Below are 15,445 nucleotides of genomic sequence, written 5' to 3'. Positions count from 1 at the left end.
TGCACTTGATCATCCCTATAAGATAATATGGTATTTCATAACGTCAGATTTTTACTCTACCACATGCAAAGAGGATCGACTTTTGGCGCAATCCTGGCGCTGCATTTCTACACCGCTTACGTATCGACTCGTACATTCGAAGATTCGTCAGTTCCTAGTTAAGGAACATTCTAACCATAGATCATTTATAAGACCCCCAGCCTATAGGAAGCAACATCCACCTCTGGACTTTTTTCGTATAAGAATCTATCTTATCTACGGCTTCTTTCAGCTGACTTCACCGAGCTTTATACTGTTGATTATTTACCTTTCAAAAGCATATCGGAGGATTAGGGAAACCGTTTCAAGACGTTACGCTCTCATTCCAGCTTTCATTTAATCAGTTCTCCCTGTCTTTGTTAAACCAAAGACAGGTGCACAAGCTTTTCACTTATGAACGTATCGCACCTGCATCATAATCGCCGTAAATAGTGATTTGTTCATCCTGCTCAACTGCTTCAGTGATACGAGATACCGCACTTTCCATATCGTACATCAAATAAGGATCATGGATCCATGTTTCATCAGGCTGCATAAAACGTTCTATTTTTTCTTTGGAATCAAGTCCTCTTTGTAGACACAGCTCAATAAACAAAGGAGATAAACTTAAAGTATTACTTAAGTCTATTACTTTTTCCTGATCAGCTATGCGTTCATTTAATTTCCATTTTGTACGTGATTTCAACAAATTTCATCACTCCTAACTGAATCATTATAGCAAAATTATACTTGTAGTTATAGTTATATTCTAATTAAGATACTCCATAAAAAGAATCAGATAAACAGCAGCATTTGCCCTTAGCGTTACAAGAACCTATTTAAACAGCAAAAAGAGATTGAAACATAAAAGTTTCAATCTCTTGATCCACTTATAAAGTCAATTTTTAATCTTCAATAATTTGAATACCGATCCCAATTAAGCCTGGGCCCGTATGAACTCCTAAAGCTGGGCTGACTTGATCTTCAAAAATTTCAACAAAATTTGGCAATGCCTTTTTAAGGTCTGCTCGTATATCATCTAATTGTGCTTCAGCTGTTTTACCACCAAATGCAATCGCTAAGTGGTATTTTTTGGCATCCCCAGCAAATTCAGTTGCTAAATCGATTGCTTTTTGAATACTCTTTTTGTTTCCGCGTACTTTTGCAGCCGTATAATAGATGCCGTTTTCGTTACAAGAAATGACCGGTTTTAAATTCAAAACATTTCCTAGGATAGATGACACTAATCCGATACGGCCGCCTTTTTGTAAATATTCTAAAGTTGGAACATGAAAAAACATTTTTGATTTTTTTACATCATCTTGTAATTTTTCTTTGATGACTTCCCAATCCAGCTCTTTTTCAACATAATCAGCCGCTTTTACAGCTAAAAGACCACTGCCGACTCCAATATTTTTAGTATCTAAAGTAAAGACATCTAACTCTTTAACATTTTCAGCCATTAAACGTACCATGTTATTCGTACCGCTTAGTCCACTCGAAATAGTGATCGCGATTACTTTTTCATAACCTTCATTTTTAAATTCTTGCAAAAGTTCACTAATGATTTCTCCACTTGGTAAGGATGTTTTAGGGATTTCTTCATCTAGACGATCATAAACATCTTGAGCATGGATATCCACTTTATCGGTATATTCTTTATCTTTATAAATGATTTTTAAAGGGATCACTTTCATATTTGCTTTTTCAAGGATCTCTAAGGGAACATCTGATCCAGAATCAACTAAAAAGCCTATCTTTTGTTTGTTCATATTTATTCCTCCAACTTTTTGGTTTTATTTTTTTTCTTTTCTTTTTCTATTTCTTCTTTTTGTTTTTGAGCTATAGAAATCACTTTTTCAGTGACAATTTTTGTAGCTACTGCTATCGTAGCTGTTCGAACGATGAAGGTAGTATTATTTGTATTATCTGGCAACAAGGGTTTTCTATCTTCCTGTTTTATATGAGAAGCAATTGCTCTTAACGCGTATTCTTGCTCAGTACAAAACAAGTCATAGGCCTCTCTAATACCGCTTATTGAAGCCTGATAAAGAATGCCTTCTTTTACTTCAGAGATCGTCACAACTTGTTTTAAAATGGAAATCGCGATCAAATACGCTAAATGCTTCTTAGTGTATTTTTTCTTTATGGGTGGAGGGATCAATCCCAATTTAACATAATTGTTGATCATAGAAGAAGTAATGATCTGTTTTTGATCACCAACTTTAAAAATAGCCAAATAGCGTTCAATTAAATTTAAAACTTGATCCATATAAAGATCAAAGTCTGGTAATTCTTCCCATCTGGGGAAAGTATATTCGCTTATCTCATTTGACCAATCTAATAAATCTTCCTTGATTTTATGCATATAATCACCTTTTTTATCTATTTTCTATCGTATATAGTTTAACACAATTATATTCACTAGACAATCTAGTTTTATAAACTAGATTGTCTAACCCATAAAATAAACGTCTCAAAAAAGAGAACGAATACATTTTGAAAGAAAAAAGAATAAACCCTGAAGTTTATTCTTTTTTCTTTCAGTCTTTTATAAGTAAAGTGACTGATAGTTATCAGTTGATTTGTTTTTATTTTAAAGAATCATTCGGCTGATTTGCAGCGTTGACCGTTGGTTGAGTCATTCGATTGACTAATTCTTTTTCTAGACTACTGATTTTATCTGTTTGTTCACGGATGATAAGGTCTTTTTGAGTTAGCTTTTCATCATATTCGGTTCTGATTTGTGCTAATGCTTCTTCTTTTTTATTTTCAGCATTTTCTAACTCTTTTTTTGTATTCTTTAGTTCTTTTTTATTTTTATAAGTAGTACCCATAGAAATTAAAACTGTCGCTAAAGCTCCGACTAATAGTGACCCTAAAATGATCATGATCAAAGGCCAAGCTACTACTCCAAAACCAAAATTAACTGGAACTGAATCAACATTGATAACAGCAAAAAAAGCTACAACTGCAATAAGAATAATTGCTAATATCGTTCCCCATTGTCTTTTCATAACTTATGAATCTCCTTTCGATATTTTTATAACTCTATTTTAACATATTGCCACTTGTAAAAACTATGAAAGATACTCGACCCTATTATTTATTGTTAAATAGATTTCCAGCTAAGTAATCTCCGATTCGAGGGAAAAGCATATAAAATTTTCCAGCGACTTCTAGAAGTGCAGGCATATTCAATTCTCTTCTAGCTGTACCCATTAATGCAACGATACGATCAGCTACAATTTCAGCATCCAATACATAATTACCCACTTTTTCTAAATAAGTTCCGCTTTCGTCAGCGATACCAAAAAAGTTTGTCTCAATAGGACCTGGATTTACAGTTGTTACAAAAATGTTCAAAGGTTTTAATTCCAAACGCAAAGCATTTGAATAACCAATCACTGCAAATTTACTTGCAGAGTAAATAGATGATTTTGGCGTTGCCATCTTTCCTGCTTGAGAAGCGATATTGATAATATGACCTTGGTGTCGCTCAGCCATTTCAACAGCTACTAATTGTGTCACGTACATCAAGCCTAAAACATTCACGCGAAACATTCTTTCAGCTATATCCATATCAAATGTCAACGCTTCTTCAAAATGTCCAAAACCGGCATTATTGACAAGGACATCGACTACACCAACTGTTTGATAAATCTCTGTGATCACTTGCTTGACTTGTTCAGGATCTGAAACGTCCATAGGGAAAGCGTAGGCTTTTTTACCTGAATACTTTTCGCATGTTGCTTTGACATGCAAAAGTAAATCTGCTCTTCTAGCACTTAGTATCACAACAGCACCTTTTTTTGCAGCTTCATAGGCTATTTGTTCTCCTAATCCTGTTGAAGCACCTGTAATAAAAACAACTTTATCGGTAAGTGTAACTAAATTTTTTTTCATACTGAACTCCTTTTATTTGTTTTATTTATCCGTTCTAATAAGTGGGATATCGATTTCATCAAAGTCATTCACGACTTTAGTATTAGGGAATATTTTTTTAGCTTCTTTTTCTAATAAATAAATATCTCTGCCTAAATAACGAGCGCTGATATGAGTTAGCAACAGCCTGCCGACATTGGCTTCTTTAGCCACTTCAGCCGCATCTAGATTTGTGGAATGATTATAGTCTCTTGCCATCTTACGATTCGTTCCATCAAATGTACTTTCATGAACCAAAACAGAAGCATTCTCGGCAAGTAGTATGCAATTTTTTGTTTTCTTAGTGTCGCCCAAAATTGTCACAATACGGCCTTTTTGAGTTTCTCCAATAAAATCGTTGCCATTGAATACTCGGCCATCTTCCAAAGTGATTGTTTTTCCTTGTTTTAATTTTCCGAATAACGGGCCAAATGGTATTCCCGCCTCTTTTAACTTGTCGGCTTGCAGTGTTCCTTGATGATCGGCTTCTTCGATTCGGTAACCAAAGGATTGGATACCATGTTTTAATTTGCGACAAATCACTTTGAAGTGCTCATCTTCAAATAAAATGCCCTCTTCTTGTATTTCATGAAAACGCAAAGAGTATTTTAAAACGGTTCCTGATATTTTTAGAGAAGTCATTACGTAGTTTTTGATCCCCACAGGACCATAAATCGTTAAAGGGCCATCTCCTCCTTGGAAAGATCGACTACTTAAAAAACCAGGTAATCCAAAAATATGATCCCCGTGTAAATGAGTAATAAAAATTTTATCTACCTTACGCGGCTTTAAAGTCGTGTGGAGTATTTGTTGTTGCGTAGCTTCACCACAATCAAAAAGCCAGATCGTATTTCGTTCTTCTAATAATTTTAAAGCAATGCTGGTTACGTTTCGTTGTTTAGCTGGGACACCTGAACCTGTCCCTAAAAATAATAATTCCATTTTATCCTGTCCTAACCATTTAAGTATCATTCATACGAGCAAAACCCCGTATTCATCTAATCTATTTATTTTAACAAATATTCACTGAATAAGCGATAATGAGTTAAAAAAACGTCCAAGCAATCTATTTGGTGATTGCTTGGACGTTTTGATTACGTTCTATTCGACAAATTCGAATTCATATTTCATGATACGGACTAAGTCTCCATCTTTAGCTCCGCGCTCACGCATTTCTTCATCTATTCCCATCGTTCTTAACTGACGAGCAAATCTTAATACTGAAGCATCATGATCAAAATTCGTCATCTTGAATAATTTCTCAAGTTTTTCTCCACTCAATACCCATGTAGCATCAGAATCTCTGGTAATTTCGTACCCTTTTTCTTCAGCAGTATGTTTATACATAACGGTTTCCTCTTCTTGATCCAATTCATATAATGGAAATTCTGAGGTCACGTCTAATACATCGGCTGTAGCGTTCAATAAGTTTTGCGTTCCTTGATGTGTTACAGCTGAGATAGCGAAAATTTGAAGATCTTCTTCATATTCATCTTTTTTAAGAGCTTTTATTTTTTCTTTGAAAGCAATCAAATTTTCTTCTGCGTCAGGCATATCCATTTTATTTGCAACAATAATTTGTGGACGCTCCATTAAACGAAGATTGTGTGTTTCCAACTCGTTATTGATAGCCATATAATCATCAAACGGATCACGGCCTTCACTACCACTCATGTCTATCACATGTAATATGACACGAGTACGTTCAATATGGCGCAAGAATTGCGTTCCTAAACCAATTCCTTGCGAAGCTCCTTCAATTAATCCTGGTAAATCAGCCATAACAAAACTACGTCCATCTGGTGATTGAACCATACCTAAATTAGGGACTAACGTTGTAAAATGGTAGGCTCCAATTTTAGGACGAGCTGCAGATACAACTGAAAGCAAAGTAGATTTTCCTACAGAGGGAAATCCAACTAATCCTACATCAGCTAAAACTTTTAATTCCATATCGATTTTATATTCTTCTCCTGGTTCACCATTTTCGGCAATTTCTGGAGCTGGATTTCTAGGCGTAGCAAAACGGCTATTTCCACGTCCGCCACGTCCACCTTTAGCAACAACAAGTCTGTGGCCATGATGAACTAAATCACCTAAAAGCTTTCCTGTTTCTGCTTCTTTGATCGTTGTACCAGGAGGCACTTTAATAATATTGTCCCCTGCTCCTCTTCCATGCATGTTTTTACTCATACCATTTTCACCGTGTTCTGCTTTAAAATGACGATTAAAACGGAAATCCATTAATGTACGTAAACCTTCGTCTACGATAAAAACGACATCTCCACCTCTGCCACCATCTCCACCAGCAGGACCACCATCTGGTACGAATTTTTCACGACGGAAAGCGACCATTCCGTTACCGCCATCGCCGGCCTTTACATTAATTGTTACTTGATCTAAGAACATTGACATTTTTATTTTCCTCCTCATTTTTTAAATGTATGAGATTTAGTTATTTTCTAGGTTACACAATGGATCTGGCGCTTCATCTCAATATTACATTTGTTCCAATGATGTAAATAAGAAAGCCAATTATCACATATCCTCTAAAAATGAAATACATATCAGTGTAATCAAATTTAGTCCATTATCTATTGTACGTTTATTTTATTCGTTTGTCCATTTTTAATGAGGATATTATCACAATAATGGTCAATAAAGCAAAAAAAAAAATATCTGTACTCATTATCCCATCATTTCATTTTAACTATTTAATTCATCTCTCATTTGTAGTAAGATTTAAAAGGAACTTTTTCTATATCATTCGACTTTTATATAGAAGAGTTAATTTTTATTATTAAGCTAGTCAGTTTAACCAATATAAGGATGTGTATCATGAAGAGGAATAAAGGTTATATAATTGGGGCTACATTATTTATCATCGTAATAGGTTTAATGGTTTTTGGAGTCCACACACTGTCAAAAAGTACCGGAGCAAGTTTCACAACGATGTTTTCTCCTGAAAGTTCGCTGACTCAAACGCCTTCGCTTGATGAAGACCAAATAGATTTGCCCCAACTCACTAAAGAAGTGAATGAAAATGAAATAGAAATTAAAATCATTACAACTTTAGGGACTATTCGAGCCAAGGTATTCCCTGATTTGGCTCCAAAGGCAGTAGAAAATTTTCTTACCCATAGTGATGAAGGCTATTATGATGAGACAACTTTCCACCGCATCTTAACTAATTTTATGATCCAAGGCGGTGATCCTACCGGAGATGGCACTGGTGGTGAAAGTATCTGGGGGGAACCATTCGAAACAGAAATCTCTTCTCAACTATTCCATATACGTGGCGCTTTAGCTATGGCTAAAACGAATGCCCCTGTTTCGATAGGGAGCCAATTCTATATCGTTCAAAATCCATCAGATGTCAGTGCATTAGCTGATCCTTCTAAGACGCCAGATAAAATAATCAATGCTTATACTACAGGTGGCTACCCTTCACTAGATCAACTCTATACCGTTTTTGGTCAAGTGATCGAAGGCATGGACGTCGTTGATGCAATAAGCGAAGTTGAAACGGATTCGCTCGACAAACCAGTACAAAAAGTCAAAATTGAATCTATTGAAGTAATAGATTGAGCTTTCTTAAAAAACAATTGAAAGCAGCTCACACTAGAAAAGAAATCGAAATGATTTCTTTTCTTTTTTTGTCATTAGTTAACTGTTCAAACATAATTTACTCTGATGTGAATTGGTATACATCAATTATCTGCTCATTGCAATTGTTTTTTTAAAAAAAACGTTAAAAAACAATGAAATCGGTTTATATTTGATTGCTTTTGACTGGTTTTGGTGGTAAAGTAACGCTATTGGAGGGATGACATGCTTACCGAAGAACGTTACAACTTCATAACAGAAAAATTGGATCATTATGGAGTGATTAAGTCTCAAGAACTCATGTTAGAAATGGATTGTTCAGAGTCCACGATCCGACGCGATCTGGCTTCGCTGGAAGAACAAGGAAAACTTATACGTGTGCACGGCGGCGCTAAAAGAGTTTATACTGTGGAACAAGAACAAACGCTTAATGAGAAATCAATCAAAAACATCCAAAACAAGAAAAAAATTGCGGAATTGGCAGCCTCTTTTGTTGAAGATGGGGATACTATTTTTTTGGATGCCGGATCAACAACTTTTTTTATGGTACCTTTTTTAAAGGAAAAAAAGATACGCATTGTAACGAATGCAGTTCAGCATGCTCTTCTGCTTTCAGATCAAAACAATGACGTTTCATTAATTGGTGGAAAGTTAAAAAATACTACCCAAGCCATTATTGGAGCTGCAAGTATCGAACAATTAGCTCGCTACCGCTTTACGAAATCTTTTTTAGGTATGAATGGCGTGGATAGAGATTTTGGGTTTACCACTCCTGATCCAGAAGAAGCTTCAGTTAAACAGCAAGCTGTGATGAACAGCTCAAAAGTGTATGTTTTAGCTGACAAAACAAAATTTGATAAAGTTACTTTTGTAAAGGTTTGTAATATCGAAGATGCTTTGATTATTACAGATCATCTAACAGATAAAAATCATCAAAGTTATTTTAATAATACAACCATATTGGAGGCAAAATCATGATATATACCGTAACACTAAATCCATCGATCGACTACATTGTTCATGTCTCTTCTGTGCAATTAGGCGCATTGAATCGGATGGATAAAGATTTAAAACTTCCCGGAGGCAAAGGAATCAATGTTTCTCGCGTCTTAAACCACATCAACCAACCGTCAACAGCTTTAGGCTTTCTAGGCGGCTTCACTGGAAATTTCATTTCTGACTGGTTAGAAAAAGAAGGCGTCCATACACAATTCGTTTCTATTGAAGGCGATACACGTATCAATGTTAAATTAAAGTCGGATACTGAGACTGAATTAAACGCTCAAGGTCCGGTCATTACAAAATCGGAAGCAGATCAATTAATGGATCAAATAGAGTTAATGACAGCTGAGGATATTATTATTTTTTCCGGAAACAAACCCCCTTCTTTACCTGAAGATTTTTATCAAAAAATGATTGCGAAAATTGTTTCAAAAAAAGCAAATTTTGTGATCGATACTGCAGGTACAGAATTATTGAATGCATTAGCACATAAACCGTTGTTAGTGAAACCAAACCACCATGAGTTAGCTGATCTTTTTGGTGTTGCGATTGGATCAGTTGAGGAATCTATTCCTTATGGGAAAAAACTTCTTGCTTTAGGTGCCCAACATGCACTTGTTTCAATGGCTGGTGATGGAGCTTTATTCTTCACCGGGGAAAAAGTTTACCGAGCAACTGTTCCTAAAGGGATCGTGAAAAATTCAGTGGGAGCTGGAGATTCTATGGTCGCTGGTTTTATTGGAGCGTTAGTTGACACTAAAGATCCGCTAAAAGCTTTCAAAAAAAGTGTTGCTACTGGAAGTGCCACCGCTTTTTCTGATGATCTAGCAACTCGTTCTGAAATAGAAAACTTATTAAAAGAAGTTATAGTAACAGAAATCACTTGATAAAATAGGAGGAAAAACAATGAATATTATTGACTTATTAGTTAAAGACGCTATGATATTGAATCTAAGAGCAACAACAAAAGAAGGCGTTATTGATGAAATGATTGCCAGCTTACAGGCGAATAACCGTATCAATGATGCTACTAAATTTAAAGAAGGCATCATGCATCGCGAATCACTTACTTCTACTGGTTTAGGAGACGGAATTGCTATGCCGCATGCTAAAACAACTGCTGTAAATGAGGCGACCGTTTTATTTGCTAAAAGTACGAATGGCATTGACTATAATTCATTAGATGGCCAACCTGCTCATTTATTCTTTATGATCGCAGCTCCTGAAGGTGCAAATGATACTCATTTACAAGCACTGGCTAATCTTTCTCGCTTACTGATTCATCCTGAGTTTGTTTCATCTTTAAAAGAAGCAAAAACAGCTGAAGAAGTCGTTTCACTCTTTGCAGCTGCTCAAGAAGTCCAAGAAAAAGAAGCTACCGCTGAAATCAAAGCAGCTAAAGCTCCAAAATCAGAGCAAGATACAAAAAAACCGTTTGTTATCGCAGTAACAGCTTGCCCAACAGGCATTGCACATACGTATATGGCTGAAGATTCTTTAAAGAAAAAAGCAGCTGAAATGGGTGTTGAGATCAAGGTTGAAACAAATGGTTCTGATGGAATTCAAAATCGTTTGACAGCTGAGGATATTAAAAGAGCTGACGGTGTGATCATTGCAGCAGACAAAAAAGTAGAATTAGCTCGTTTTGATGGAAAACCTATGCTGCAGCGTCCAGTCAGTGATGGAATTCGTAAATCAGAAGAATTGATTACAAAAGCTATGAACAAACAAGCTCCTATTTACTCATCAGATGGTCAGAAAGATGAATCAAATGAAGAAGTATCTGGTTCATGGGCCAATAAGATTTATAAAGATTTAATGAATGGTATTTCTACCATGCTTCCTTTTGTTGTAGGTGGAGGAATATTGTTGGCTATTTCTTTCTTAGTTGAAAGAACGTTGGGTGACACGAGTTCACTATTCTTGTTCTTAAACAGTGTTGGAGGCAATGCCTTTAACTTCTTGATCCCTATCTTAGCTGGTTATATTGCATTAAGCATTGCAGATCGTCCTGGTTTAATGCCTGGTATGGTTGGTGGATTGATTGCTGTAAACAGTAATGCTGGTTTCCTTGGTGGACTTGCAGCAGGTTTCCTAGCAGGTTACACGATCCTAGCCTTGAAAAAAGGACTAAAAGGATTACCACAGTCTCTTAATGGATTAAAATCAATCCTCTTCTACCCTATTCTTGGTTTATTGATCGCTGGTGGGCTAATGTTCTTTATCGTTGGGCCAATCTTCGCAACTATCAATGTTGCAATGATCTCTTTCTTAGAAAATCTTGGGACAGGTAATGCAGTACTCTTAGGGGCTTTACTTGGTGGCATGATGGCCATTGATATGGGTGGTCCTTTCAATAAAGCCGCTTATGCTTTTTCAATTGGTATTTTTACCGATACTGGTGATGGAAGTTTAATGGCTGCAGTAATGGCTGGTGGAATGATTCCACCATTAGCGATCGCTTTATCAAGTACATTCTTTAGAAATAAATTTAATGAAGATGAAAAAAAATCTGCATTGGCAAACTACGTGATGGGATTATCATTTATTACAGAAGGTGCAATTCCTTTCGCAGCTGCTGATCCTATGCGTACGATTGGTTCTTCAATTGTTGGAGCCGCTATTGCTGGTGGATTGACACAATTTTGGGACATTACGATCCCTGCTCCACATGGAGGAATTTTTGTTGTAGCACTTTCAAATCATTGGTTCTTATTCTTAGTAGCCTTAGCTATTGGATCTGCTATCTCAGCAATCATTCTTGGCCTTTGGAGAAAACCAGTTACGACTAATTAATAAACGATCTACTGAAACCCATGAATTTTTTCATGGGTTTTTTTGTACCCTACTATAAATAAATTGCTAAAAAAATTCACGTTAGGTATACTAGTTGTTATTGTTTCATTTTTATTTTGAAAGGAAGAAACTAGTATGACGATGATAAATGATCGTTATGAAGAATTAAAACATGCTGAACGCGGTGCTTTGCTCAGCATTGTAACTTATCTATTTATTGCTACCTTAAAACTGATTGTTGCCAACTATTCAGGTTCGAGCGCTTTACGAGCTGATGGATTGAATAATACAACAGATACTATTGCTTCAATAGCTGTTCTTATTGGTCTAAGACTGGCTAGAAGACCGCCAGATGACAACCATCCTTATGGTCACTGGAAAGCTGAAACAGTTGCCAGCATGGTTACTTCTTTCATTATGCTAGCTGTTGGACTAGAGGTTCTTATTTCTGCAGTACAGCATTTTTTAAATCCTGAAAGAACCTCTCCTGATTTAATTGCAGGCTATGTGGGACTATTCTCTAGCGTTGTTTTGATGTCTGTTTATCTATACAATAACAAATTAGCCAGAAAACAAAAAAGTCAGGCCTTAAAAGCTGCTTCAAAAGATACTTTTAACGATAGTTTGATCAGTTTATCAACAGCGATGGCTATTTTTGCTTCTAATTTCAATATGGCCTGGTTAGACAGTATAATGGCTATTTTTGTTTCACTTATTATACTAAAGACTGCCATTGAAATATTTAGAGGAAGTGCTTTTGAATTATCTGATGGATTTAATGAAGATAGCCTAATAAAATTTCAGCAAACTATCCTAACGTTGCATGAAGTTTTAGAAGTTGAATCCATTAAAGGAAGAACTTATGGAACCATTATCTATGTCGAAGTCATTATAAAAACTAATCCAGAAATGACGGTTAAAAGAAGTCACGAATTAACAGAACAAGTTGAAAATCTTTTAGCAGCTGATTTTGGTGTCTTTGATACAAAGGTCCATGTTGAACCAAGCGACCTAAATGATAATTAATTTGCTCCAGAATGGTGCTTTTATGGAGCAGCAAAAGACCTGCAATGTTTTATTGCAGGTCTCTTTTATACGATTTTAGTTCATAAAATAGGCCATTACTGACTCGTCATAATATTTTAGCTAAAAAATCTTGCGTTCTTTCGTGTTGGGGATCATTAAAAATCTCTTCGGGTCTCCCCTGCTCAACAATATAACCGTCATCCATAAAAACCACACGATCAGCCACTTCTTTTGCAAATCCCATTTCATGAGTCACAACGACCATAGTCATGCCGGAATCAGCTAATTCTTGCATAACTTTCAACACTTCTCCAACCATTTCAGGATCTAACGCTGAAGTGGGTTCGTCAAAAAGCATTACATCTGGATTCATAGCTAATGCACGTGCGATCGCGACCCGTTGTTGTTGTCCACCGGATAGACTTGCAGGATAAGCATCAGCTTTATCTGATAAGCCAACTTGTTCTAATAGTTTGATGGCTGTTGATTGTGCTTCTTCACTAGCCATTCCTTTGACTTTTATAGGTGCTACTTTTAAATTTTCTAAAACAGTCATATGGGGAAATAAATTAAAACCTTGAAATACCATGCCCATTTTTTCACGTAATTGATTCATTTTTGTTTCATTTAAACCGGTTAAAGCAGTCCCTTCAAAGATGATCTCTCCACTCGTTGGTATTTCTAACAAATTCAAGCAACGAAGCAATGTGCTTTTTCCTGATCCTGACGGGCCTATGATCACCACTACTTCTCCTTTTTTTACTTCTTGGTTGATGTCTGTTAATACTTCATTAGCACCAAAAGCCTTTTTTAAATGATTTATTTTAATCATGATCCATCTTCCCTTCGTAATGATTTAATAGCTTAGTCAAACTGAATGTTAAAATAAAGTAAATGATCATTGTAATAACTAAAGGAGCGATCCCTCTATATGAAATAGATGTTACAACTTTCGTCTGGAAAATTAGATCACTTACACCAATAATAGAGACGATAGAGCTTTCTTTAATAACGGTAATAAATTCATTTCCTAATGCCGGCCAAATATTTTTAAGTGCTTGTGGGAAAATGATTTGACGCATCGAAATCTTTTGACTCATGCCTAAACTTCTTGCTGCTTCAGCTTGTCCTTTAGGTACCGAATTTAAACCAGAACGGATAATTTCACAAATATACGCTGCACTATTTAATGAAACAGCGATGATACCTGATGCTAAAGCCGGAATATTTATCAGGTAACCTACTGCGAAATAGATAAACATAACTTGGATCATCATAGGTGTTCCACGAACAAATTCGACATAAGCTGTTGCTAAAAATTTTATGATTTTGTTCTTACTCGTTCTCATAAAGGATAAAATGACTCCTAATATTGAACCGAAAAAGACACTCACAACTGAAATAAGAATGGTATATCCTGTACCATTTAAAAAGTACCGCCAATAGTTGAAAATACTATTGCTGCTATCCGATTCTTCATCTGTTCCTTGTGATGCAGCTTGTAAATGAGATCCAGCTTCTTCCAGATAACTAGCAATCAATTTTTCTTCCTCGATTGCTTTTAAGGAAGTATTCACAGCAGCTACTAAAGATTGCGTATCTTTTTTGAAAGCAATCGCCGATCCTTGTTCTCCTTCTTCTAAAATAAATTCTCCATCAAACGTTACTAACTGACTATCATTTTCAATGTAAGCTTCTGCACTGGGTTTTTCCATCAAGATGGCTTCAATTTTATTTGTTTTTAAAGCTAAAATCAAATCTGTCATTTTTGATAAACTCAATAGCTCGGAATCGAGCATTTGTTCTTGAGCAATCGTTTCTTGGAGAGAAGCTGTTTGAACACCCACTTTCATTCCTTTTAAATCACTCGTACTTGTGTGGACATCTTTATCGGTCTCTCTGACAACGATATTTTGTCCACCCGTATAGTAAACGTTGGAGAAATCAACACTTTTCTTACGTTCATTGGTTGGGCTCATACCCGAAATGACCATATCGATTTTTTCTGATTCTAAAGCTGGTAAGAGGCTGTCAAAACCGATATCATCAATTTTTAATTCTACACCCAAATCTGCTGCAATCTTTTGCGCAATCGAGATATCCATCCCAACTATTGTATCTTTCCCATCTACCGCAGCATGGAATTCGTACGGTGGAAAATCAGCACTAGTACCGATAACCAGCGTCCCTTTCTTTTGAATGTCCTCTAATGCTGTATCAGCGGCGGATACTGTTTCGACTGGTACAAATAACCCGAAAACAGTCATCAAACTAAGTATAATTAAATATAATGATTTCTTTTTCATCTGTTTTCCTCTTTTCTGATTTTAGTTGCTCTTGAACTTATAAATCATAATAACAGAATAAGAATATTTATACAATATTTTTTAACAATATTTACTTATTTGCGCTATAATCAGCTATATATGCATATTATTATGTATATATTAGGTTTAAGTAAATTTTGTGCGGAAAGTATTGTTTTAATTGAAATTTGACGCTACTATAAGACTATACGAAAAAGGAGGCAGCATATGGGACTAATTCATAAATCAGAAACAAGCTTAGATGATTTGTTTAGTAAATTCGCTATTGATCCTGAGGAAGAGATTATTGTTCCTCAACCTGAAAAAGACGCTCTTTTCGATGAAAATAAAAAAACGATTTCTTTAGAAAAAAATGACAAAAAAAGAAACAATGGATGATGATCATCATCCATTGTTTCTTTTTTTGGTTATTCGACCCGATGCCGGCTTCTTTCTTCAGAAAACCCATCCGGATAACGTTGTCTCAATTTTTCAATATTTTGTACTGCTGCTTCTTCAAAAGGAATGTCAGCCCATTCTGCAATTTGAGATAAGTACCATAAAACGTCCCCAAGTTCTTTGGTTAGTTCTTTTTTATCTAGATCATGACCATGAAAAGTATACTTTTTAACTAAATCGACTAATTCACCAGCTTCACTAGCTACTCCTAAAGCGCAATTGGTTAATACTTGTTCATTTCCATATAAAGTACGATTGGCTAATTTTTGATATTCATTAAATTCCATTTTGAAATAACTCCTTTAGTC

General features: G+C 35.7%; 16 protein-coding genes. 6 read left to right on the top strand and 10 right to left on the bottom strand.

Going from position 1 to position 15,445, the window contains the following annotated elements; all coding sequences use genetic code 11:
• Positions 1–430 precede the first annotated feature (430 nt).
• The 7 genes from J7E16_RS01950 to obgE all read right to left on the bottom strand — a co-directional run bounded on the left by J7E16_RS01950 (position 431) and on the right by obgE (position 6,351).
• Positions 431–727: a single-stranded DNA exonuclease RecJ gene (locus J7E16_RS01950; RefSeq protein ID WP_214888107.1), complete on the bottom strand. Its 297-nt coding sequence runs from the start codon at positions 725–727 to the stop codon at positions 431–433.
• A 196-nt stretch (positions 728–923) separates the two neighbouring features.
• A complete protein-coding gene (locus J7E16_RS01945; RefSeq protein ID WP_034548735.1) occupies positions 924–1,790 on the bottom strand; it encodes a DegV family protein in 867 nt (288 codons plus the stop codon).
• A 2-nt stretch (positions 1,791–1,792) separates the two neighbouring features.
• The gene (locus J7E16_RS01940) at positions 1,793–2,386 is read right to left on the bottom strand and encodes a DUF1836 domain-containing protein (RefSeq protein WP_214888104.1); all 594 of its coding nucleotides are present in this window, start codon (positions 2,384–2,386) and stop codon (positions 1,793–1,795) included.
• Between the two features lie 223 nt (positions 2,387–2,609).
• On the bottom strand, positions 2,610–3,035 hold the full coding sequence (locus J7E16_RS01935; protein WP_214888101.1) for a LapA family protein: 426 nt from the start codon (positions 3,033–3,035) through the stop codon (positions 2,610–2,612).
• 85 nt (positions 3,036–3,120) lie between these two features.
• Positions 3,121–3,924 (bottom strand): SDR family NAD(P)-dependent oxidoreductase, encoded by an 804-nt coding sequence (locus J7E16_RS01930; protein WP_214888100.1) that lies wholly within the window; start codon positions 3,922–3,924, stop codon positions 3,121–3,123.
• Between the two features lie 21 nt (positions 3,925–3,945).
• Positions 3,946–4,884 carry a ribonuclease Z gene (rnz, locus tag J7E16_RS01925; protein ID WP_214888097.1) on the bottom strand — a complete coding sequence of 313 codons (939 nt, stop codon included), beginning with the start codon at positions 4,882–4,884 and terminating at the stop codon, positions 3,946–3,948.
• Between the two features lie 159 nt (positions 4,885–5,043).
• Positions 5,044–6,351 (bottom strand): GTPase ObgE, encoded by a 1,308-nt coding sequence (obgE, locus tag J7E16_RS01920; RefSeq protein ID WP_214888831.1) that lies wholly within the window; start codon positions 6,349–6,351, stop codon positions 5,044–5,046.
• Between the two features lie 429 nt (positions 6,352–6,780).
• On the opposite strand from obgE, the gene J7E16_RS01915 reads away from it, so the two are divergent.
• From J7E16_RS01915 to J7E16_RS01895, 5 genes are all read left to right on the top strand, one after another.
• Positions 6,781–7,530, top strand: coding sequence for a peptidylprolyl isomerase (locus J7E16_RS01915; RefSeq protein ID WP_214888095.1), 750 nt, complete (start codon positions 6,781–6,783; stop codon positions 7,528–7,530).
• Positions 7,531–7,773: 243 nt separating this feature from the next.
• Positions 7,774–8,526, top strand: a complete 753-nt coding sequence (locus J7E16_RS01910) for a DeoR/GlpR family DNA-binding transcription regulator (RefSeq protein WP_214888093.1) — start codon at positions 7,774–7,776, stop codon at positions 8,524–8,526.
• Positions 8,523–9,437 carry a 1-phosphofructokinase gene (gene pfkB / locus J7E16_RS01905; RefSeq protein WP_214888091.1) on the top strand — a complete coding sequence of 305 codons (915 nt, stop codon included), beginning with the start codon at positions 8,523–8,525 and terminating at the stop codon, positions 9,435–9,437. Before J7E16_RS01910 ends, pfkB begins: the two co-directional genes overlap by 4 nt.
• A 19-nt stretch (positions 9,438–9,456) precedes the next feature.
• Positions 9,457–11,346 (top strand): PTS fructose transporter subunit IIABC, encoded by a 1,890-nt coding sequence (locus tag J7E16_RS01900; RefSeq protein WP_214888089.1) that lies wholly within the window; start codon positions 9,457–9,459, stop codon positions 11,344–11,346.
• Positions 11,347–11,487: 141 nt separating this feature from the next.
• The gene (locus tag J7E16_RS01895; RefSeq protein WP_214888828.1) at positions 11,488–12,372 is read left to right on the top strand and encodes a cation diffusion facilitator family transporter; all 885 of its coding nucleotides are present in this window, start codon (positions 11,488–11,490) and stop codon (positions 12,370–12,372) included.
• Between the two features lie 106 nt (positions 12,373–12,478).
• Here J7E16_RS01895 and J7E16_RS01890 read toward each other — a convergent pair whose 3' ends face one another.
• A complete protein-coding gene (locus J7E16_RS01890; RefSeq protein ID WP_214888087.1) occupies positions 12,479–13,204 on the bottom strand; it encodes an amino acid ABC transporter ATP-binding protein in 726 nt (241 codons plus the stop codon).
• A complete protein-coding gene (locus J7E16_RS01885) occupies positions 13,197–14,678 on the bottom strand; it encodes an ABC transporter substrate-binding protein/permease (protein ID WP_214888085.1) in 1,482 nt (493 codons plus the stop codon). The genes J7E16_RS01890 and J7E16_RS01885 overlap by 8 nt, the downstream gene beginning before the upstream one ends.
• 228 nt (positions 14,679–14,906) lie before the next feature.
• Here J7E16_RS01885 and J7E16_RS01880 point away from each other — a divergent pair, with 228 nt between their 5' ends.
• Positions 14,907–15,077: an SPJ_0845 family protein gene (locus J7E16_RS01880; protein WP_214888083.1), complete on the top strand. Its 171-nt coding sequence runs from the start codon at positions 14,907–14,909 to the stop codon at positions 15,075–15,077.
• Positions 15,078–15,106: 29 nt separating this feature from the next.
• Here J7E16_RS01880 and J7E16_RS01875 read toward each other — a convergent pair whose 3' ends face one another.
• A complete protein-coding gene (locus J7E16_RS01875) occupies positions 15,107–15,424 on the bottom strand; it encodes a nucleoside triphosphate pyrophosphohydrolase family protein (RefSeq protein ID WP_034548747.1) in 318 nt (105 codons plus the stop codon).
• Positions 15,425–15,445 lie beyond the last annotated feature (21 nt).

This window comes from Carnobacterium sp. ISL-102 (genome assembly GCF_018612935.1).
GTDB classification, from domain to species: Bacteria; Bacillota; Bacilli; order Lactobacillales; family Carnobacteriaceae; genus Carnobacterium_B; species Carnobacterium_B alterfunditum.
This window is presented reverse-complemented; position numbering and strand designations above follow the sequence as displayed.

Coding starts and splice junctions, on each gene's coding strand:
- J7E16_RS01935 (WP_214888101.1), bottom strand. CDS start 3,035: ATGAAAAGACAATGGGGAACGATATTAGCAATTATTCTTATTGCAGTT.
- J7E16_RS01885 (WP_214888085.1), bottom strand. CDS start 14,678: ATGAAAAAGAAATCATTATATTTAATTATACTTAGTTTGATGACTGTT.
- J7E16_RS01930 (WP_214888100.1), bottom strand. CDS start 3,924: ATGAAAAAAAATTTAGTTACACTTACCGATAAAGTTGTTTTTATTACA.
- J7E16_RS01875 (WP_034548747.1), bottom strand. CDS start 15,424: ATGGAATTTAATGAATATCAAAAATTAGCCAATCGTACTTTATATGGA.
- J7E16_RS01940 (WP_214888104.1), bottom strand. CDS start 2,386: ATGCATAAAATCAAGGAAGATTTATTAGATTGGTCAAATGAGATAAGC.
- J7E16_RS01900 (WP_214888089.1), top strand. CDS start 9,457: ATGAATATTATTGACTTATTAGTTAAAGACGCTATGATATTGAATCTA.
- pfkB (WP_214888091.1), top strand. CDS start 8,523: ATGATATATACCGTAACACTAAATCCATCGATCGACTACATTGTTCAT.
- J7E16_RS01915 (WP_214888095.1), top strand. CDS start 6,781: ATGAAGAGGAATAAAGGTTATATAATTGGGGCTACATTATTTATCATC.
- rnz (WP_214888097.1), bottom strand. CDS start 4,884: ATGGAATTATTATTTTTAGGGACAGGTTCAGGTGTCCCAGCTAAACAA.
- J7E16_RS01880 (WP_214888083.1), top strand. CDS start 14,907: ATGGGACTAATTCATAAATCAGAAACAAGCTTAGATGATTTGTTTAGT.
- obgE (WP_214888831.1), bottom strand. CDS start 6,351: ATGTTCTTAGATCAAGTAACAATTAATGTAAAGGCCGGCGATGGCGGT.
- J7E16_RS01945 (WP_034548735.1), bottom strand. CDS start 1,790: ATGAACAAACAAAAGATAGGCTTTTTAGTTGATTCTGGATCAGATGTT.
- J7E16_RS01895 (WP_214888828.1), top strand. CDS start 11,488: ATGATAAATGATCGTTATGAAGAATTAAAACATGCTGAACGCGGTGCT.
- J7E16_RS01910 (WP_214888093.1), top strand. CDS start 7,774: ATGCTTACCGAAGAACGTTACAACTTCATAACAGAAAAATTGGATCAT.
- J7E16_RS01890 (WP_214888087.1), bottom strand. CDS start 13,204: ATGATTAAAATAAATCATTTAAAAAAGGCTTTTGGTGCTAATGAAGTA.